This is a genomic window from Alkalitalea saponilacus (genome assembly GCF_900168165.1).
In the GTDB taxonomy this organism is placed as follows: domain Bacteria; phylum Bacteroidota; class Bacteroidia; order Bacteroidales; family Marinilabiliaceae; genus Natronoflexus; species Natronoflexus saponilacus.
Genome location: NZ_FUYV01000030.1, coordinates 1 through 20,135 on the forward strand (window position 1 = coordinate 1; position 20,135 = coordinate 20,135).

Sequence of the window (20,135 nt, forward strand, 5' to 3'; positions counted from 1 at the left end):
GATACTGTCCCACCAGATAACAGGAATATTATTGTGGATTGCGTACTGTTTTATATGAGCATTAAGCTGGTCTGTTAAGCAACGCACAACCCCATTGGTAAGTTTGCTGAAATTCAGATTCTTCAGTAGTTGGACAATATTGGAGTCTTTGTATGTACCAAGTATATAGCCATTAAAAACCAATCTGTCAAAGCAGTTATATGTTAATGCAATATGCTCTTTGTATTGCTTGTAAAATGTATTGTTCATTATACAAAGGTAGAGTCTCTCCTTTAGGCTGCAATACCAGATTGGAACTTTAGTTCGCTAAAAATTCACTCTTCAAGGGATGACCTTTTTTTCAAAGCAATCCCAAAACTTATTCAATAATAGATATACTTATAGGTCAAAGTAGAAATATTTACACTTCAAATAAATCTCGAAATTAATGTAAAGTAAACATGACATAAAGACATTTATTTATTACATTTAAAGAAACTTTTAATTCTTTAATTATGAAAACAAATTATCTTTTTTCAAGTAAGTTTAAAAAAACTGGCTGGTTATTGTTTGTTACAGGAATTTTTCTTGGTTTAATTTATTTAATTTATCAACCAGAACCAACATTCTTAAATGTTAGTGTTTCCTCTATTGCAGAACAACAATCATTATTTAGCAAAGTATCGTTTTTTTCCATGACAAAAACCAATCTGTTTGATGAAATTGTTGGATTGCTTTTGATTATTGGAGCACTATTAGTTGCTTTTTCTAAGGAAAAGACAGAGGATGAATTAATTTCGAAAATTCGTTTAGAGTCATTAGTTTGGGCAACTTACATCAATTATGCTGTTCTTATCACAACAATCATATTTGTTTATGATTTTGCATTTCTTTGGGTTCTTAAGTTCAATATGTTTACAATACTTATTTTCTTTATAATACGGTTTAATTGGGCGTTATATAAATCCAAAACACTTTTACAGAATGAAGAATAGCATAAAAGTTGAAAGAGCAAAGTTAAATATTACTCAAGCTCAATTAGCGGAATTAGTTAATGTTAGCCGACAAACTATAAATGCAATTGAATTGGGGAAATACAATCTTTCAACAATCCTTGCTCTTAAAATCGCTCAGGTTTTTAAACAACCAGTTCAAAATGTTTTTGAACTGGAAGATTCCGATTGGCAATCAGATGGTAATTCCTGAAGGTTGTTTTGGATATAATATTAGTGACGGAACGCTTCTATTTGCTACCACCATAGTGCTTTCAATAAAGGGATTGCATGTACGGTGTTCTAAGATGGTATAGGTAGTCACTAGTGATGCTATATGTAACGACTATTTGTATTATGTGTCAGATGCCGATTGGATTTCATATGTTGTTTCTGATGAGCTTCTATGTGATGAGTCATTTCATAGTCTTGAAGCGCTCAATGAATACAGTAATCCTGTTATCGTAAAATATAAATTGATTAAATAAACCATGGAGATATTGGCCAACTAAAATAAAAATGGAGTTGTCGGTTAATTCGGACAACTCCATTTTTTATAACTAATTTCTATTAGTATTACTGCGCCGGTTTAAAGAAACCTAAATCATCAATGGTGCAATTTGCAATATACTCTGCTCTCGCACGGTTTTCTGAACGCCCCATTCTGATATAGATTTCAGTGGAAGTCCGGAATCTGTCGTCGCGCTCGGTATCCAATAACAAGAGGTAACCCATAATAATATGTCCGGCCATTTCTACCAATCTCCTGGCATGGAAATCCAGATATTCATTGTCCTTCACTTCCATTACCTGACGAACGGCTTTTTCGTACTCTTCGGTCATGCCTATCAGAGTCCTTCGGAAACCATGGAGTTCGGGCTTAATTGTCATGGCTTCAAATTCACGAATCCTGTCGAGGTATGAACCTGTGGTTACTCCCCTGATGGCAGCAACAACCTGCAACTGGGTTGTCCCCTCGTAAATAGTCGTGATACGTGCATCGCGATATATTCGTTCAATGGGGTAATCCTTCATGAAACCACTACCACCATGTATTTGAAGCGAATCGTAAGCCAATTGGTTACAGTATTCACTGGTCATTCCTTTTAGAAGTGGCGTAAAGAAATCTGCCAATCGCTGGTAATATTTCATGTCAGCGCGTTCCTCCTTGGTGAGTTGCCTCTCTTCACTGATGTGCATATAGCTTTTATATATGTCAACGTATCTTGAGGTTTCGTAAAGCAACGTTCTCGATGCATCAAGACGGGCTTTCATGGTCGCCAGAAGTTCATACACAGCAGGAAATTCGATAATGGTTTTGCCAAACTGCTTCCGTTCTTCAGCGTAAGCAAGAGCTTCCCGGTATGCTGCTTCAGAAATACCAACCGATTGAGCACCAATTCCCAAACGGGCTCCATTCATCAGCGCCATTACGTATTTAATCAAACCCATTCTTGTTTGTCCCACCAATTCAGCCGGGGCATCCTTAAATACTAGTTCACAAGTGGGCGATCCTTTGATACCCATTTTGTTCTCAATACGACGAATGGTTACTTTTTTATGGTTGCGGTCGTATATAAACATGGAAAGACCACGTCCGTCGGTGGTGCCTGCTTCACTTCGTGCTAAAACAAGAGAAACATGACCATCACCATTGGTAATGAATCGCTTCACACCGTTCAGGTACCATTTTCCATCTTTTTCGTTGTAGGTAGCTTTTAGCTGTACCGCCTGAAGGTCAGAACCAGCATCGGGTTCGGTGAGATCCATCGCAGCCGTTTCGCCATTTGAAATTCTCGGAAGGAAGCGCTCTTTTTGGTCCTCTGATGCAAATTCGTTGATGGTTTCGGCGCAGTCTTGCAAGCCCCAAATATTTACAAAGCCTGCATCGGCACGGGACACAATGTCGGCGGCCATAATGTAGGGAACAATTGGGAAATTAAGGCCTTCGTATTTTCTTGGAAGGGTAATTCCCATTAAACCCGCTTTAACCAGTGCATCAAGGTTTTCCTGCGTGCCTTTAGCGTAAATAACTTCGTTATTTACAATTTTTGGACCCTCTGCATCAACGCCTTCGGCATTTGGTGCTACAATATCGCCACAAATTTCGCCTACAATTTCCAGTACTTTTTCGTAACTGTCCATTGCATCTTCAAAATCCATGGGGGCATAATCAAATTTGTCCTTGTCTTGGAAATCGCGCTCTTTAAGAGCTACGATTTTCTTCATCAGTGGGTGTTGCAGATGAAAAAGGAGGTCGGTATTATCTGTGAAAAAATTAGCCATTTTGTTATTTGTTTAGAACCTTGGAGGTTCGTTACAACTTAATAATTAATGCTACAGCAAGATTTACTTGCTGTTTTTCTTATAAAACTTTATCATTTTAGGAATGATTTCCATAACATCGCCGGTAATTACATAGTCTGCAATTTTATTGATGGGCGCATTGGCATCATTATTAATGGCAATGACCATTGCAGAGTCTTCCATTCCGGCGGTGTGCTGTATCTGGCCTGAAATTCCACAAGCGATGTAGAGTTTAGGTCGTACCGTAATACCGGTTTGTCCCACCTGTCGATCATGATCGGCATATCCTGCATCCACTGCAGCACGTGAAGCACCAACCTCACCACCAATGGCTTCTGCTAAATCATAAAGAACATTGAAATTCTCTTTGGAACCCATGCCATAACCGCCTGAAACAATGATGGAGGAGTTTTTGATGTTCACACGGCTTTTTTCCATGTGGCGTTCAATCACTTTCACTACCAGATCTTCGGGTTTGATGTATTTGCTAACATCAATTGTTTTCACTTCACCTTTATGATTTGGCGAGTAAATCTCTTTTTTCATTACCCCTTCGCGCACTGTTGCCATTTGAGGACGGCAATCGGGATTGATTATGGTGGCCACAATGTTACCTCCAAAGGCAGGACGAATCTGGTATAGCAGGTCTTTGTAGTTTTTTCCGGCTTTTTTGTCTTCGTGGTCACCAATTTCAAGGGCTGTACAGTCGGCGGTCAAACCGCTTACCAAAGCAGAAGAAACCCTTGGTCCCAGATCGCGTCCCATAGTGGAAGCACCCAGAAGGCCAATTTGTGGTTTTGTTTCGGCAAATAACCCGTTGATAACTGCTGAATGTGGAAGGGTTGTATAGGGCGATAATTTTGGGTCGTCACCAATGTGAACCACATCGGCACCATATGGGATGATCTCTTTTTCTATTCCGCTGATTTTATGGCCTAAAACAACTGCTTCCAGTTTACATTTAAGCGTATTGGCAAGGGTGCGACCTTTGGTAAGCAATTCAAGGCTTACATCGGCAACTTTTCCCTCATCCATTTCACATATAACGAATACGTTGTTCATGAGTAAATAAGTTTTCTGGTTTTTCAAAAAAGCACGTGGTGCTTTTTTGTACAGCTTTTTACGCTGTGATAATTTTATAAACGATTAACCGATGGTATGATTCAGGATTAACTCTTTCATCAATTCCTCAATATCTTTATCCGAGCCTGAAAGGACTTTGGACTCCTTGGCCTGGAATACCACATTTTCAATTTTCTTAACTTTTGTGGGAGATCCGGCAAGTCCTAACCATTTGTCATCGGTTTCTACGTCATTTACACTCCATTCGGCGATGTTGAGATATGGCCGGTCGGCGCTCATGTCAATATAATCCTCTGATTGAGATTGTTTCTCGCTCATGGTTTTAGCGTGCTTGTATTTCATTAAAAGTTTTGCTGCGCGAGGGCGACAAGGTGCTGCAGAACCGTTAACTGTAACTACACATGGTAATGGTCCTTCAACGGTTTCCACTCCTCTCTCAAGACGCCTTTTTACAAGGATTTTCCCTTTTTCGGCTTTAAGGATCTCTTCAGCGTAAGTTATTTGAGGTAAGTTTAGTTTTTCGGCTACCTGTGGGCCTACCTGGGCGGTGTCCCCATCAATGGCCTGACGACCAGCCAAGATTAAATCAAACGATTTAATTTTTCTGACAGCACAAGATATGGCATATGAAGTTGCCAATGTATCAGATCCGGCAAAAGCTCTGTCGGTAAGTAAATAACCATCATCAGCACCGCGAAAAAGTCCTTCGCGTATGATGTCGGCAGCACGTCCCGGTCCCATGGTTAATACCGTAACAGTGGATCCTTTATACTTTTCCTTCAATCGCAATGCTTGCTCAAGGGCGTTCAAGTCTTCCGGATTGAAAATTGCCGGCAATGCGGCTCTGTTTACAGTTCCGTCAGCTTTCATTGCATCTTTGCCAACGTTACGTGTGTCAGGCACCTGCTTAGCAAGAACAATAATCTTTAATCCCATTTTATAAAATTTAAGTATTAATTTGATTTTGAGAAACACAAATATAACAAAAGAGCGCATTTGCACAACTTATAAAAATGCTGTAAAACAGGTGATTAATTTTGGTTTGGTTTTATTTCTAGGAAGTATTTCTATTGTGTTTAATTGTAAAAATCAATTTTACAATTAGTTATAATTAGGAAAAATTGGCTTTGAGGTAATAAAAATTAACAAATAAAAAATAGATAATGGCAGGCAATTTAGAATGAGTTTAATTTAACTTATAGGTGGTCTGAAGGTTTTGATTTTGATAGATGATTTTAAAGACTGGTTTATTGCTTCTGGTAATAGATGAATTGTGTTTGGTTAATGGTTCCTATTAAAGTAGTTCTTGATGATGTTTTAGTGATTGCTAATTTTAGAACTCAACGATATTTATTCTTAAACTTTAGCTGTCATTGATTGTTTTATTTCTAAAGTACGATTATGAGATTGATTATATTATTGATATTTACAGTTGCGGTTGTAACTGTTTTTAGTCAAAATGATTCAACAGAAAATACTATGAGGGAGTTTAAATTCAGAGAGTTAAATGTAGAAGAAGCTCGTGTAATTATACATAAAGGCACAGAACGTCCTTTTACAGGGGAATACTATGACCATTGGGAAAAAGGCGTTTACGCTTGCAGGCAGTGCAATGCTCATTTATACAGAAGTGCCAATAAGTTTGATGCGCTTTGTGGTTGGCCGGCTTTTGATGATGAAATAGAAGGAGCTGTTAAGCGACTGCCTGATGCGGATGGAAGGCGTACAGAGATTCTGTGTGCCAATTGTAATGGTCATTTAGGTCATGTTTTTAAAGGCGAGGGATTTACGCCTAAAAACACACGACACTGTGTCAATAGCATTTCAATGGTATTTATTCCGGAAAAAACGATGAAAGAATAGGAGCTTACCTAATCATTATTTTTATTGTAGCTGAAGGAGCATTGGATGCAGGAGTTACACGCACCAAATAGACACCCCGCCGAAGCGATGAACTGCTTAGTGTTTGTACTCCGGTTTCTGAAATCACTTCACGACGCAGAATCTCTTTTCCTGTGAGGTCAAATACTTGTATGGTGTAGGTTTTTTCACCGGGATTATTAACAATGATGTCGCCGGAGCTATTCACTGAAACGGATGTTTTTACAACCGGCTCTTCGTTAGAATCAAAGGTAATGCCTGCTGCTTTGTTTGCTGAAAGCAAAACAAAGAAACATACAAGAGATATACGAACTACATTGTAAAATTTATTCATAATATATTCTTATCAAAAAGCATACCTTATACTTCTACAAAAATACTAAATAAAAGGTTACATTAATAAATCTCTTTAACAATTTATTAAATTTACGCTGTTTTTACAATTTTGTATGAAAGTAGAGCTTTACATTCCTTGTTTTATCAATGAAATGTTTCCACGTATTGGTTTTGATATGATAAAAACCCTTGAAAAAGCAGATGTGGAAGTGAATTACAATCCTGAACAGACATGTTGCGGACAGCCTTTTTATAACAGCGGTTATTGGAAACATTCAGAAAAAATGGCGGAAAAATTCCTCACGGATTTTTCCGGTAATGTTCCGATAATAGTGCCTTCTGCATCTTGTGCCGGTTTTATTAAAAACCACTACAGTAAGATTTTTGAAAATAAGCCTGATATGCTTCAAGGCTTAAGTAAAGTTACCAAAAATGTGATTGAATATACCGACTTTCTGGTAAATCATATTAAAATGACTTCATTTGGTGCCGAATTTCCTTATAAAGTTACTTACCATGACGGATGCTCCGCTCTTAGAGATTATGGGATAAAAGAGGAACCCAGGATTCTGCTGTCGAATGTGAAAAATCTGGAGTTGGTTGAGATGGAGGAGACCGATACCTGTTGTGGATTTGGTGGAACTTTTATGGTTAAATTTCCTGCCGTATCGGTTGCAATGGCTGAGCAAAAACTGGAACATGCCATTAATACTGGTGCTGATTATATCGTCTCATCGGAGGCGTCCTGCTTTATTAATCTGAATTCGGTTATTGAAAAGCGCAAGTTGCCAATTAAAACCGCACATATTGCCAGTGTATTGGCTTCATTTTAAAAAAAGAAGAGTGGAATATGAACATAACCTAATTCGTCCATCTCGCCCAAAATTTCCTCAGGGGTCAGATAAATATCTCTTTTGTATTGTTTGTACTCGTCGGAAGCATCAGAATCGTATAGAACATAGTAAGCCCATCTGTAGAGATAGTAGCGATATCCGGCTTCAATTACCATCATGTCGATTTCATATTCGAATTTAGCGCGTCCTCTTTTGGAGAGATATTGCCAGCCTCGTTCCAGTACACCGAAAAAACCCCTGTCGTTGTAATCTTTGATGTGCATAAGTTCATGAATCCACAAGCCAATGCGCGATTCCATAGGAATGTCAGGATTGTACTGAACCCCCTCAAACTCCTCGTTTTTATTTACACGGATGATGTAATGTCTGTTATCTCTGTTTCTGAAAATTAATGACCAAACGGTAGGCCGTGCATTCATAGTTGTTCCAATATGAGCATACTTTACAGTAATTCGTTGGTCGTGTAGTGAAGGCACATCGGGAACAATTATTTGTAACGGTGGATGGTGTTTTTCGGGAATGTCCCAATTTTTAGGCATTAAAACTGTCGTGTCCGGTATTTTGAACCAGTCATGCCCAGGATTTTCTCCGTTTATTTCATTTATGGTGAAAAATATTGAAAGTAACGATATGATTGTAATTCTCATCAAATTGATAATGGTTTGTTTGGTTGATTTATTACAACGAATTAAGGTATAACAATTGTTATGCCTTAATTTATTTTGTTGTACGAAACCGCAGTCAGGGTTGTTACACAATAGTATGGAAAGATGTAATTGTTTGATTTAGCCTACTCTCGCATCTGGAGGGAGTGAAGTTTTCTGTAAATCCCGTCTTTTTGGATTAATTCATTGTGAGTTCCGGTTTCAACGATTTCACCTTCATGAAAAACACAAATTTTATCGGCGTTATGAATGGTCGAAAGCCGGTGAGCAATAACAATTGAAGTGCGATGTTCCATAAGGTTCTCAAGTGCCTGCTGTACCAGTAATTCCGATTCTGTGTCGAGAGCCGATGTGGCTTCATCCAGAATAAGAATGGGTGGATTTTTGAGAACGGCACGTGCAATGCTCAATCGTTGCCGCTGTCCACCTGATAGTTTGCTGCCCCTGTCGCCAATTACCGTATCGTAGCCGTTCTCTGTTTCCAATATGAAATCATGTGCATTGGCAACTTTGGCTGCCTCAACTACTTGCTCCATGGTGGCGTGTTCAACACCAAAGGTTATGTTATTATATATGGAATCATTGAAGAGAATGGCTTCCTGATTCACATTGCCCATGAGATTTCTTAGATCGTGAATTTTTAAGTCTCTGATGTCGATGCCGTCAATGGTAATGGCTCCTTGCTTAATATCGTAGAATCTGGGAAGTAAATCCACGAAAGTGGATTTACCACTTCCGGACTGACCCACGAGGGCTACTGTTTTTCCTTTTGGAATCTCAATGCTAACATTTTTGAGCACCGGGCGATCTCCATAGGCGAAGGTCACATGTTTATATTCAACATTTTTGCCTAAATGGCTAATCTCCTGTGCGTTTTCTTTATCCTTAATATATATGTCGGCTTGCAAAATTCTGTCTATCCTTTCGTATGCTGCCAATCCTTTCTGAATGCTGAAAACAGCCTGCGAGAAGGCTTTTGCCGGATTTATTATCTGATAAAAAATCCCAATGTACGCCAAAAAAGCCGCCGGTTGTAAGCCGCTGTCTTCGTTCAGAATAAGAGTGCCGCCAAACCAAACAACCAAAACGACCACGATCGTTCCTAAAAATTCACTCATGGGATGAGCCAAATCGCGACGCCGCATCAGTTTGTTCATGATAGACCGGTACTCGTCAATCTCTTCATCAAATTTCTTTCCCATGCGCTTTTCAGCGTTGAATGCCTTTACTATTCTTAAGCCGGAGAGGGTTTCTTCCAATACGCCTAAAATGTCGCCCATTTTATTCTGGCCTTTCATGGAACGTTTTTTCAGACTTTTTCCAACCCTCCCTATTATTAACCCGGCAAATGGTAGTATGACCAAAACAAATAGAGTGAGTTGCACACTGAAAATCATCATGGTGGTCAAAAAAACCAGAATCAGAACAGGGTTTTTTAGGAACATATCCAACGATGACATAATGGAGTTTTCCACTTCCTGTACATCTCCCGTGCTGCGTGCGATGATATCACCTTTCCGTTCATCGCTAAAGAAACCCATGGGTAGATTTAGTATTTTATTATAAATCTGGTGACGAAGGTCGCGAACTACACCATTACGTATTCCAACGCTGGTGTATGATGCCAAATAAGCGTTTAATACCTTTAACAGCGTGCCGGTAATAAGGAACATTCCCACGAAAAGAAGAGACCAACCGGGACCGTATTGGTCTTTTAATAAAGTTATATAATAGTATAGATTGTTTTTGAGAGGATCAAACTCCATAGCCCAAGGCATTAATTCATATACCTCACTGTCCTGCATTAAAATAATTTCCAGCATTGGAATCATCAATGCCACAGAAAAAACAGCAAAAATGGCCGATAGCAGGTTAAACATAAAGTTTAATGCCAGCAAATGCTTGTAAGGAGGAAGGTATCTTATTGCTATGGATAGAAAATCTTTCATGGAGAATAATCAGCAATTAAAGTAATTGGAATCAACCTCCGTGCATAAAACACGGAAGTTGAAAGAGTTTAATACATACTAACACCTGTGTAGCTTTGTGGCGTAAGCATTTTCAGTTCTTCTTTAATTTCGTCGCTCACGTTCAGGGTATCCACAAATTCCGCCAAAGAGCGTGCCGTAACTTTTGCATTGGTGCGTGTCAGCTCTTTTAACGCCTCGTATGGATTTGGATATCCTTCACGGCGCAAGATGGTTTGAATTCCTTCTGCTACCACTGCCCAGTTGTCGTCAAGGTCTTTTTGTATGGCCGCTTCATTTAAAAGCAACTTGCTAAGCCCCTTTTGAATGGATTTAATAGAAAGGACCGAATGTGCAATTGGAACGCCAATGTTTCGAAGGACTGTACTGTCGGTAAGGTCACGCTGTAAACGCGAAACCGGAAGTTTTGCTGCCAAATGGTCAAATAGAGCATTGGCAATTCCCAGATTTCCTTCAGCATTTTCAAAATCAATGGGGTTTACCTTATGTGGCATCGCACTGGAACCAACCTCCCCTTTTTTAATTTTTTGCTTGAAGTATTCCATCATGATATATGTCCACATGTCGCGACACAAATCAAGCAAAATGGTGTTGATTCGTTTGAAGTTGTCAAAAGAAGCGGCGAGATTATCGTAATTGCTGATTTGTGTGGTCAGTTGTTCTCTTTCAAGTTTCAGGTAATTGCCAAGAAAGTTATTTCCAAATTCTACCCAGTCAATTTCTGGATAGGCAACATGATGTGCGTTGAAATTACCAGTAGCTCCTCCAAATTTTGCCGAACATGGAATGCTTTTTAGCAATGCCAGCTGAGTGTTCAGTCTTTCGGTGAAAACCTTAATCTCTTTTCCCAAACGGGTGGGAGAGGCCGGTTGTCCGTGAGTCTTTGCCAGCATGGGAACCTCTTTCCAGTCATCGGCAAATTTTTCAAGTTCACTGATGAGTTCTTCCAGTAATGGATAGTAGATATCGTGAACGGCATCGCGGAGTGATGCCGGAACAGATGTGTTGTTTATATCCTGTGATGTGAGTCCGAAATGGATAAATTCTTTGAATTTATCCATGCCCATTTCATCGAATTTTTCTTTAACGAAATATTCAACTGCCTTAACATCATGATTTGTTACACTTTCAATGCTTTTAATCTTTTCGGCATCTTCCAGTTGGAAATTCTTGTAGATTTTTCTCAAACCGTCGAACTTACTTTTGTCAACACACTCCAACTGTTTGAGCGGGATTTCGCAAAGTGCTATAAAGTATTCCACTTCAACCATTACCCTGTAACGGATAAGAGCATATTCTGAAAAATAGAGTGCCAGACCGTCTACTTTAGTACGGTAGCGTCCGTCTATGGGAGAAATTGCAGTAAGTAACTGAATGTCGAGCATGATATTTATGTTTTAGACTGCAAATGTAATAAAATTATGGGGTAAAATGGTTGAGAATGTTGATCCATTCAATTTACATGTATGTTGCGATGGTATCATTATTTTTGTCTATTTTTGATAAACTAGAGATATAATCAAGTATCTTTTAAATTTAGGTCTAAAATCAATTATAGTTAAATAAAGAATGAAGAAATTAACCGGTTTTTTAATGATACTGTTGGCTTTGATTTCCATTAGTGCCAACGAAACAGCTGAAACAGGTAAACCTTTGGTTTACCGCTTACCAATCTTCAGCAATATTAACAGTACTGTTTGGGTTCATACTCAGAAAGCTTTTAAAGAAGCCCGAGAGATGAACGCAGATATGATATTGATTCACATGAATACGTATGGGGGTGAGGTGGTTTTTGCTGATTCCATTCGCACAAAAATACTAAACAGCGACATACCCGTTCACGTTTTTATTGATAATAATGCTGCCAGCGCCGGAGCATTGATTTCCATTGCAGCCCAGAATATATATATGCGCCCAGGTGCCAATATTGGAGCGGCCACTGTTGTGAACCAAACCGGAGAGGAGATGCCCGACAAGTTTCAGTCGTATATGCGTTCAACTATTCGCGCAACCGCGGAGTCTCACGGAAAAGATACCATTATTGTGGCCAATGATACCATTGTAAAATGGCGTCGTGACCCACGAATTGCGGAAGCCATGGTTGATGAAAGGGTAGAAATTCCCGGTATTATTGAGGCAGGACAAGTTCTTACGTTTACCGCTTTGGAGGCAGTAGAACATGGTTTTTGCGATGGAATTGCACGCAGTATTGATGATGTACTGGAACAACTGGGAGTACCGGATGCTGAAGTGGTGAGTTTCAGACCAACATTTTACGACAACCTTAAAGGTTTTTTGACCAGTCCTATTTTAAGAGGGATGCTTATTCTGGTAATTTTAGGAGGTATATATTTTGAGCTTCAGTCTCCGGGAATCGGATTTCCTATCATAGCCGCCATTGTGGCTGCCGTTTTGTATTTTGCGCCACTTTATCTGGATGGATTGGCTGCCAATTGGGAAATCATGCTCTTTGTCATCGGTGTTGTTCTTATTGCCCTTGAGATATTTGTGATACCCGGCTTTGGTGTAGCCGGAATCTCAGGAACAATACTGGTGGTTACCGGCTTGGTGTTAAGCTTGCTCGACAATGTGGTGTTCGATTTTTCTGGAGTTAAAACCAAAGAACTGATGGAGGCACTCCTTACTGTGTTTGGAGGAATGTTTGGGGGAATATTGCTGGTGATATATTTAAGTAATCGATGGACGGCTTCGCCTACGGCTCCCTTGTCGAGAATTACATTGCAAACCAGTCAGGATATTAATCAGGGATATGTGAGTGTTGACACCCATTACAAGAGTTTGGTAGGAAAAACCGGAGTTTCATCAACCGTTCTGCGTCCTTCCGGAAAAGTAACCATTGAAGGCGAAGTATACGATGCCAGAGCACTTGAGGGTTTTGTAGATCGGGATGAAAACATAAAGGTGATCAGTTTTACCTCAGGACAGTTAAATGTGCGAAAAATTTGACTCTTAATTTTGAATTTTCAATCTGTCTATCTGCCATAAACAGAGAGTTTTATCTTGTTTTGAATTTTTAACGAAAAATAGTGCGAAAAAAGTTGTAATTTGTATGATGAAAACAGAGAATTTTGTATTTTTCAACCGTATTAACAACTCATTTTTTTAACTAAAAAGCAATATTAAAATGAAAACAAAGAGGCTTCCCACAAGGAATTCCGGAGGAATGTTTCAGGATGAGGAATCATTGAAAAGACCGGGGGTAAAGCTAGGTAAACAAAAGAGATCAAAGAAGCCATCTATCTATGATGAAGTAGATGAATTTGATGACTACAATCTGGATGATGATCTTGAAGATGATTTCTATAATGATCCCATGGATGATGAAGATGAGGATCTTTATTAATTTAGAACTTTATAAAGGATGATAAGGCAGGCAGATAATTTTAATTATCTGCCTGTTATATTTTATTACTTATGTATATGTTATCTTGTCTACTATAAACATTTTTTTTGTTATTCGTCTCATGGGAGAGGTAATGTCTCCTTGATTTTTAAAGTAAAGTCTTTATCTTCATCAAATGTCCTTTAGATATCCATTTCTCTTTCGTTTATAGACATAAATTATTCATGCAGGTGCAAGTGTGTTCACATGATAGGGCTTTCTAATTAAAAAAAATGGTGTTTTTACGTGGTGAATGTGGATAAATCATTTATATCTTAAATTTAAAGGAGTATTAATTCTTTGATTGCATGTCCTTACGCTATTGATTTTGTAAATTCCACAGTTATATTTTACCTTTATATAGATAAATCATATTTTTGGAAAACAAATAAGCAAGTTATGGTAAAAGTATATATTCTATTGGCAGACGGGTTTGAAGAAGTTGAAGCCTTAACTCCCGCTGATGTACTGCGCAGAGCCGGTTTTGAAGTTTTTTTGGTTTCAACCACCGGTGCACCAGTAATAACCGGTTCACATGACATCTCTGTGAAAACAGATGTTTTTCTGAATGATGTGGATTCCGGCACAGGTACCATACTGATACTTCCCGGAGGCTTGCCAGGTACAACAAATCTTTTTGGAAATGAAAAGGTAAAGTCATTGATTCAAAAGTTTTACGATAATGGTAAATGGCTGGCTGCCATTTGCGCCGCACCCATGATATTAGGTGAGATGAAACTTCTGGAAGGAAAAAAATCAACCTGTTATCCCGGTTTTGAAAAGCACCTGCATGGAGCAGAACTAACCAATGAACAAGCGGTGACTGATGGAAAGATTGTTACAGGACGGGGAATTGGTGCCGCCATGGCATTTTCATTGGAAATCGTGAAAAATTTGTCAACCGATGAGTCACTTGCCAGTGAACTGGCTAAAAAGATGGTGGTTAGTTAAGTTACTTCTGTCCTCGAACCATTGTCTGGTTATAACGTTTAAGAGTTATAACTAAATTCTTATACATTTTATGCAATCTCCCGTTATTTTTTGGTTTCGCAACGATTTAAGATTACATGATAATCCTGCTTTGTCGCGTGCAATTGAAACCGGTAAACCTGTGGTTCTGGTTTTTATTTTTGATGAAAAATGGTTTGTTGAAAACCCGTTGGGTTTTCCGTCAATGGGAGAATTTCGAAAACAATTTCTTACAGATACGCTTTTTCAACTGCAGAAAAAGATTGCAAATGCCGGTAGTCATTTGCTTGTTTTTACCGGGAATGTTAATGAGATTCTTGCGAAGTTGTATTCCCAAATAAATGCATCAGCCATATATGCTACCAAAGAGTATGCGCACGATGAGATATTAGCAGAGAGTGAGCTTAAGAAAAAAGTTGCTTTGAAACTTTTTTCCGGTAATATGCTATTTCCACCGGAATCTTTACCTTTTTTACCGGAGACTTCTCCATTCTATTATACCCGTTTTAAAAATAGGGTTTGGGAATTAGGACACAGTGTTTCACAAGTAGAAAACATTATCAAAATTCCATCCATCAACACCATACTAAATAAAGAATTAGAAAAAAAATTGACTGAACTACCAGTATCTGACAATAATTTAAGATTTACAGGAGGGGAAGATGCAGCCATGGCGCACTATTATTCGTGGATTACTGCTGATGGCCTGAATCGTTATCTCGAAACCCGTAATCAATTAATCGGAAGTCACTTTTCATCGCATTTGGCGCCGTGGCTATCAAATGGATCACTATCAGTGAGGTGGTTGTGGCACAAAATTCATGCATATGCCAAAGAGCATTCTGTTAACGAGGAGTCGCTGGTAACGTTTTGTGAACAACTTATCTGGCGTGAGTACTATCGTTACATTATGATGCGATATGGGAACAAACTGTTTTGGACTAAAGGCTTACGGCAGAGTGAACATGGAATGTTTGATGACATTGAAACATTTAACCATTGGAAAAATGGAATTACCGGACAACCCATTGTTGATGCCTTAATGCGAGAGTTGTTACATACCGGATTTATGAGTAATCGTGGTAGGATGCTGGTTTCTTATTATCTTGCAAAAGAATTAAAAGTTAACTGGCAATGGGGTGCCGCATGGTTCGAGAATCGACTCATTGATTATGAGGTTTATAATAATTACGGTAATTGGGCGTATCAATCAGGAAGAGGAACCGATAGCAGGGTAAATCGAAGATTTAATCTGCAAAAACAAGCAGAAAAATTTGATCCTGATGGCACCTTTCGAAAAAAATGGTTGGGGTAGGTTTCTAACGATTAGTTAGCACTAAGCAAATAAACACTGCCAGATTGCAATCATGCTTTAATGGCTGACAGCCAAGTTGTCAGTAAACTCCATATGGATAAAATGTGAATAATTAAGCTTATAAAATCTACAAATGAAGGTAACAATAATAGGAACAGGCGGCGTAGGTGCCTATTTTGGAGGACGAATGGCAAATGCCGGACATGATGTGACTTTTGTTGCTCGTGGAGAACATTTAAAAGCCATGCTTGAAAAAGGCTTGAAAGTGAAGAGTATTAATGATGATTTTTTGGTGTCGCCTGTTAAAGCTACTTCAAACATTTCAGAAACCGGGGTGTCTGATTTGGTTATTGTGGCTGTAAAAGCCTGGCAACTGAAAGACGTGGCAGTACAACTTAAAAATGTTGTTGCTGAAAACACCCTCGTGCTGCCTTTGCAAAACGGAGTTTTGGCAAGTGAAGAATTAAAGGAGGTGTTGCCTCATAAGAATGTATTAGCCGGGTTATGCCGCATCATTAGTAAAATTGAAAACCCTGGGATTATTAATCATTTGGCTGTGGAGCCTACCATTGTATTTGGGGAAACCGATAATTCTAAAACCGACAGGGTTTTAGAATTGAACTCAATATTTGAGGCATCCGGCTTCAAATCAATGGTGGCAAATGATATTCAATCAGAACTTTGGAAGAAATTTATCTCGATATGCGTCAGTGCTTTGTTGGCCGTAACGCGTTCCACTTATGGTGAAGTGCGTGAACAGCCTGAAACACGAGAGATGATGTGCCAATTGTTTAAAGAAGTAGCAGATGTAGCTGCTGCAATGAATGTTTATATTAAGGAGGGTTTCGTAGATAAAACCATGGGTTTTATCGATACATTCCCATATGATTCAACCTCTTCGCTTACGCGGGATATTTGGGAAGGAAAGCCATCAGAGTTGGAGTATCAGAACGGAACTGTGGTACGAATGGCTGAAAAGGCCGGGGTTGATGTACCGGTGAACCGATTTATTTATCAATCTTTGATTTTGATGGAGAAACGAGCAAGAAGTTAACAGGTACAGAGATAATAAAAAGGCTGAAACTTGTGTTTCAGCCTTTTTAATGATTTCCCTGTTAAATCAGAATTTTATTCTGCATGTTTTTAAAGCTTGTTTCAATGGCTTCCATTGCTCTGCCATCGCGAGTGGCATCCTGTTCTACAAAGAAATATTTCATTCCTGCCACGTCGGCTACTTCCATAATTGCCTTATAATCGATGATTCCTTCTCCAACAGGTGCAAAGAACTGATCTTCGCTGTCTTCCATATCCTTAATGTGCCATAGTTCGAATCTGCCCGGGAATTGCTTCATGAGATCAACCGAGTTGAATCCGGCACGCGCTACCCAGTAATGATCCAATTCAAAAGTCAAAAGATCCGGATTTCCTTCTTTAAGAAATATGTCAGTGTAAGGAATTAGTCCATCTACTTCGAAGAATTCGAAGTCGTGGTTGTGATATGCAAACCTGATTCCATATCTTTTAAAAACGTCCCCAATGATGTTAAGTTCTTCTACAAACTGACGATAGCTGTCGGCGCTGACTCTGCGTTCCTCAACTAACCATGGCTGCACGCAGTATTTCACTCCCAGTTCGGCATGTGCTTCGGCCATGATGTCAACATTGCTGGTGTCAACACCTTTTACCTCAACGCCTGTGTGACTGCTGATGATTTCCATTCCCAGATCGCCAACCAGTTTTTTAAATTCTGCAGGAGAATAACCATAAAATTGTCCATTATTATAACCAGCCAACTCAAGGTACTGGTAACCAATGTCGGCAACTTTTTTCAAGGTGCCTGGTACGTCTTGACTCATTGCATCACGAATGGTATATAATTGAATACCAATTCCTGATTTAATGGCCGCAGGTGCTTGTGGCGATGCACAGGCAGACATTCCATACTTGCTTAAAAGGGCAGCCCCAAGAACTCCCAATGAAGTGGTCTTAATAAACTCACGTCTGTTCTTAATTTTCATGATGGTGTGATTTGTTAGATGTGTAATTGTTTACTAACAAAAAAAAGCATTTTTTTTTGAATTTCAAAGATTAAACAACAGTTGTGCACAATGAATTGTGAGGTTATTCTGTGTGTAGAGTAAAACAAGATAAGGTAAGTTATATAACTTACCTTACTTTGAAATCCCGCAAAGGAGTTTCTTTAGTGGCGTACTGTTATGACAATTAATTGAACAACCTCAGTGCCTCTCTTCCAGCATTAAGCATCGGTTGAATATCTATATCAGCTCCAACTGCCTGACGCATCCAATGATTGGGCGTTAAACGTCCAAGCATAAACATTCTGTCTGTTTCATCAGCGAATGATCTGTTTTGTATATACTCTTCCAACTGAAATTCGATGATGTTTCCATAAGCATATGCCGAAAGATAAAGCGGGTAGCTGATCATATGACTGTAAATGGCCAGAATTGGTTGATCATTTATCCCATAAACCGGAGCATAAAAGTTGTTCCAAATATCTGTAGCAAGCGTAATGACTGCCTCTTTTAATTGTGTGGCTGTGGCAGTCGGGTTTTCGTATAGCCACTTCCAAACTCGCATGTCAAGAAGCGATACACCCATGATTTCATATGATGCCCAAATCAGATCCAGCGTTTGAAGAGCTTCTTCACGCGGATCGGTAGATGGCATACCCAGCAAGTCAAGATCACGCTTTTGATACATAAATGCCAGAGCCTCTGTGAATGCAGTATTTGGTACTCCATTAAGCATGTAGTAATCTACATCGTAAAGGGAAATCGTTTGTTCTACATTATGACCAAGTTCATGCATTGCAATGTTATACCCTTTATAATCCATCCCATCAGCAGGGATACGTGTGCGCAGATAGGAGTTTTGACCACGCATGGCTGCTCCCCAGGCATGTCCTGACCCACGAGCTGCATCTACGGTTATTTTTTCTGCAATGTAGTTTGCTCTTTCTCTCTGGTAACCAAGTTTTACAAGTAAATTGGTCATGTCGTTTTCAAATGCTTCAGCATCGGGATATAGCCTGCGGGTGACAGCACTCAATTCATCTTCACCAATGGCTCCCCTTGCCTTAAAGCCATCGTACCAAATGTCAAAGGGTTGCAGAGGACGTCCTAGTCTTTCTGATATCAAATGTCCTATCTCCTTTAAAACATCTGAACTCAGGAACTCTATAAACAATTCTTCAACTTCAGGTTGAGCAATCTCCATACTTCCTTCAAAATTTCTTCGGATGTAGGTGTCCAATGGAGAATAGGCATCCATGGCTTTTAATGCCTGAAAGTTATTGATGATTTGCTGATACCTTGTGTCTGGTTCAGGGGTCACCTCAATTTCTTCTCCGTTTTGGTATAACGTATTAGAGTATGGAGCCCACTTGTATTCGGGGTTGTTGATAACTTGTTCCGGAATGGTTTGACGAATGATATGTTTCATCACTTCATATATCATCATTTGTTTCTCCAGACCTGATTCTCCCAGAGGGTAATTGGCTTTTAATTCATCACGCAAATTCCAATGTGAAAGCAATACCATATCCTCGGGGAAAATTGTTCTGTTCTCATCTGTTAGAAGTTTTCCAGCCTGTATGTTGTATTGACTAATATACATTTCCGAATCAGTACTTACTCTTGAATAGTTTTGGATGATTGAGGCGGGAGTGCGTGAAGTAAATAAATCTCCTAATCTTGCATAGGCCCAATCTCGTCTGTCCCAGGATTTCCCCAGCTCTTCTTTTTCATCTAAAGAGTAGTAAGGGAAGTTTAAAGTGATATAAAATGCTATTTTATTGTCAAACAGATCGTTTTGTAAATGTGCTCCGGCACTGTAAGCTCCAAATGCCGCGTCTATTGGCAGAATTTCTCCCATATCAACATGGATTGGTCTTTGCAGACCAAGTGCAATCTGATTAAAATGGCCGTATAGAGTTTCAATATGGGTGCTGACTGAATTGAAAAAAGCCTCACGTTCTTTTTCATTGGGGATGAAATGCTTTTTACAATATTCGATGAAATCATCGTTTGTACCATCGGCTGGCCACCATAAGGATGCGGTGTGTTTAACACCGCGGGATATTCTTTCGGCATCGGCATCCGGATGTTTTTCTATCAATGCTTTGATGGTTGATTCTATTGCATCCGCGGATACAACCGATTTTTGAATAGCCCCATCGGTGGCTGGTTGTGTACAATTAGTCATCATTATGACGGTAATTAAAAGAAAAAATATTCTACGCATAGTATTATGTTTTTATAGTTTAAAAACGCGAAAAAAATTCACGTTTTTTTCTTTTATGCAACTAGCCGAATGTCTTGATATATCTGGGATAGAAGAG

At 39.2% G+C, this 20,135-nt stretch carries 19 protein-coding genes; 9 read left to right on the forward strand and 10 right to left on the reverse strand.

Annotation, left to right across the window (positions count from 1 at the left end):
* Positions 1-249 (reverse strand): hypothetical protein (locus B5X70_RS16695; RefSeq protein WP_200812618.1); only part of this gene is annotated, 249 nt, incomplete at its 3' end.
* 245 nt (positions 250-494) lie between these two features.
* Here B5X70_RS16695 and B5X70_RS16700 point away from each other — a divergent pair.
* Both B5X70_RS16700 and B5X70_RS16705 read left to right on the forward strand, forming a co-directional pair.
* A complete protein-coding gene (locus tag B5X70_RS16700) occupies positions 495-974 on the forward strand; it encodes a hypothetical protein (protein ID WP_079559047.1) in 480 nt (159 codons plus the stop codon).
* Positions 964-1,185: a helix-turn-helix transcriptional regulator gene (locus B5X70_RS16705; protein ID WP_079559048.1), complete on the forward strand. Its 222-nt coding sequence runs from the start codon at positions 964-966 to the stop codon at positions 1,183-1,185. Before B5X70_RS16700 ends, B5X70_RS16705 begins: the two co-directional genes overlap by 11 nt.
* A gap of 362 nt (positions 1,186-1,547) precedes the next feature.
* Here B5X70_RS16705 and B5X70_RS16710 read toward each other — a convergent pair whose 3' ends face one another.
* The 3 genes from B5X70_RS16710 to B5X70_RS16720 all read right to left on the reverse strand — a co-directional run bounded on the left by B5X70_RS16710 (position 1,548) and on the right by B5X70_RS16720 (position 5,297).
* Positions 1,548-3,257, reverse strand: a complete 1,710-nt coding sequence (locus tag B5X70_RS16710) for an acyl-CoA dehydrogenase family protein (RefSeq protein WP_079559049.1) — start codon at positions 3,255-3,257, stop codon at positions 1,548-1,550.
* Positions 3,258-3,320: 63 nt separating this feature from the next.
* A complete protein-coding gene (locus tag B5X70_RS16715; RefSeq protein ID WP_079559050.1) occupies positions 3,321-4,340 on the reverse strand; it encodes an electron transfer flavoprotein subunit alpha/FixB family protein in 1,020 nt (339 codons plus the stop codon).
* 84 nt (positions 4,341-4,424) lie between these two features.
* Positions 4,425-5,297: an electron transfer flavoprotein subunit beta/FixA family protein gene (locus B5X70_RS16720; RefSeq protein ID WP_079559051.1), complete on the reverse strand. Its 873-nt coding sequence runs from the start codon at positions 5,295-5,297 to the stop codon at positions 4,425-4,427.
* A 465-nt stretch (positions 5,298-5,762) separates the two neighbouring features.
* Between B5X70_RS16720 and B5X70_RS16725 the strand changes: the two genes are divergently transcribed.
* Complete coding sequence (locus tag B5X70_RS16725) at positions 5,763-6,224, forward strand: methionine-R-sulfoxide reductase (protein ID WP_079559052.1); 462 nt, start codon at positions 5,763-5,765, stop codon at positions 6,222-6,224.
* 4 nt (positions 6,225-6,228) lie between these two features.
* On the opposite strand, the gene B5X70_RS16730 is transcribed toward B5X70_RS16725, so the two are convergent.
* Positions 6,229-6,576, reverse strand: coding sequence for a T9SS type A sorting domain-containing protein (locus B5X70_RS16730; protein WP_079559053.1), 348 nt, complete (start codon positions 6,574-6,576; stop codon positions 6,229-6,231).
* Positions 6,577-6,691: 115 nt separating this feature from the next.
* Between B5X70_RS16730 and B5X70_RS16735 the strand changes: the two genes are divergently transcribed.
* Complete coding sequence (locus B5X70_RS16735) at positions 6,692-7,411, forward strand: (Fe-S)-binding protein (RefSeq protein ID WP_079559054.1); 720 nt, start codon at positions 6,692-6,694, stop codon at positions 7,409-7,411.
* On the opposite strand, the gene B5X70_RS16740 is transcribed toward B5X70_RS16735, so the two are convergent.
* The 3 genes from B5X70_RS16740 to purB all read right to left on the reverse strand — a co-directional run bounded on the left by B5X70_RS16740 (position 7,408) and on the right by purB (position 11,470).
* Positions 7,408-8,079 (reverse strand): hypothetical protein, encoded by a 672-nt coding sequence (locus B5X70_RS16740; protein ID WP_079559055.1) that lies wholly within the window; start codon positions 8,077-8,079, stop codon positions 7,408-7,410. The genes B5X70_RS16735 and B5X70_RS16740 overlap by 4 nt on opposite strands.
* A 143-nt stretch (positions 8,080-8,222) precedes the next feature.
* Complete coding sequence (locus tag B5X70_RS16745; protein ID WP_079559056.1) at positions 8,223-10,046, reverse strand: ABC transporter ATP-binding protein; 1,824 nt, start codon at positions 10,044-10,046, stop codon at positions 8,223-8,225.
* A 68-nt stretch (positions 10,047-10,114) separates the two neighbouring features.
* Positions 10,115-11,470, reverse strand: a complete 1,356-nt coding sequence (purB, locus tag B5X70_RS16750; RefSeq protein ID WP_079559057.1) for an adenylosuccinate lyase — start codon at positions 11,468-11,470, stop codon at positions 10,115-10,117.
* Between the two features lie 184 nt (positions 11,471-11,654).
* Between purB and B5X70_RS16755 the strand changes: the two genes are divergently transcribed.
* From B5X70_RS16755 to B5X70_RS16775, 5 genes are all read left to right on the forward strand, one after another.
* A complete protein-coding gene (locus B5X70_RS16755) occupies positions 11,655-13,052 on the forward strand; it encodes an NfeD family protein (RefSeq protein WP_079559058.1) in 1,398 nt (465 codons plus the stop codon).
* 178 nt (positions 13,053-13,230) lie between these two features.
* On the forward strand, positions 13,231-13,449 hold the full coding sequence (locus tag B5X70_RS16760) for a hypothetical protein (protein ID WP_079559059.1): 219 nt from the start codon (positions 13,231-13,233) through the stop codon (positions 13,447-13,449).
* 438 nt (positions 13,450-13,887) lie between these two features.
* Positions 13,888-14,439, forward strand: coding sequence for a DJ-1 family glyoxalase III (locus B5X70_RS16765; protein ID WP_079559064.1), 552 nt, complete (start codon positions 13,888-13,890; stop codon positions 14,437-14,439).
* Between the two features lie 70 nt (positions 14,440-14,509).
* Positions 14,510-15,772: a DASH family cryptochrome gene (locus B5X70_RS16770; protein ID WP_088328676.1), complete on the forward strand. Its 1,263-nt coding sequence runs from the start codon at positions 14,510-14,512 to the stop codon at positions 15,770-15,772.
* A 133-nt stretch (positions 15,773-15,905) separates the two neighbouring features.
* Positions 15,906-16,826, forward strand: a complete 921-nt coding sequence (locus B5X70_RS16775; protein WP_079559061.1) for a ketopantoate reductase family protein — start codon at positions 15,906-15,908, stop codon at positions 16,824-16,826.
* Between the two features lie 61 nt (positions 16,827-16,887).
* Here B5X70_RS16775 and B5X70_RS16780 read toward each other — a convergent pair whose 3' ends face one another.
* Together B5X70_RS16780 and B5X70_RS16785 are read right to left on the reverse strand one after the other, a co-directional pair.
* Positions 16,888-17,790: a sugar phosphate isomerase/epimerase family protein gene (locus B5X70_RS16780; RefSeq protein WP_079559062.1), complete on the reverse strand. Its 903-nt coding sequence runs from the start codon at positions 17,788-17,790 to the stop codon at positions 16,888-16,890.
* A gap of 205 nt (positions 17,791-17,995) precedes the next feature.
* Complete coding sequence (locus B5X70_RS16785; RefSeq protein ID WP_079559063.1) at positions 17,996-20,038, reverse strand: hypothetical protein; 2,043 nt, start codon at positions 20,036-20,038, stop codon at positions 17,996-17,998.
* Positions 20,039-20,135: the final 97 nt, after the last annotated feature.